The 555-nt window shown below is 69.7% G+C and carries 1 protein-coding gene; it reads left to right on the top strand.

Translation table 11 applies throughout. The annotated features are described in order from the left end of the window. Nucleotides 1–555: ketoacyl-synthetase C-terminal extension domain-containing protein (locus tag J0670_RS38755; protein ID WP_279383144.1), on the top strand; the 555-nt coding region annotated here is incomplete at both ends.

Here is a 555-nt window from a genome sequence, read left to right on the forward strand (position 1 = left end):
CCGATCGAGGCGCAGGCGCTGTTGGCGACGTATGGCCAGGGGCGTCCGGTCGATCGGCCGCTGTTGCTGGGTTCGGTGAAGTCGAACATCGGGCATGCGCAGGCTGCTGCCGGTGTCGCGGGTGTCATCAAGATGGTGGCCGCGATGCAGCGCGGTGTCGTTCCCGCGACGCTGCATGTGGATGCGCCGTCCTCGCATGTGGACTGGGAGACGGGCGCGGTGCGTCTGGTGACCGAGGCGCAGCCGTGGCCGGATGCCGGACATCCCCGGCGTGCGGGTGTGTCGTCGTTCGGGTTCTCCGGCACGAATGCGCACGTGATCATCGAGCAGGCTCCTGTCGAGGAGGCTGCCGCGCCTCGTACGGATAGTGGCAGGGTTCTGCCGGTGGTTCCGTGGGTGGTGTCGGGGCGTTCGGTGGCGGGGCTTGCGGGTCAGGCCGAGCGGCTGGCGGAGGCGGTCCGGGAGGGTGCTGACGCCGTCGATATGGGCTGGTCGTTGGCTGTGTCGCGTGCGGCGTTGGAGCAGCGGGCGGTGGTGCTCGGTGCTGATGCTGGC

It is taken from the genome of Streptomyces sp. FH025 (genome assembly GCF_017427025.1).
Taxonomy (GTDB): Bacteria; Actinomycetota; Actinomycetes; order Streptomycetales; family Streptomycetaceae; genus Kitasatospora.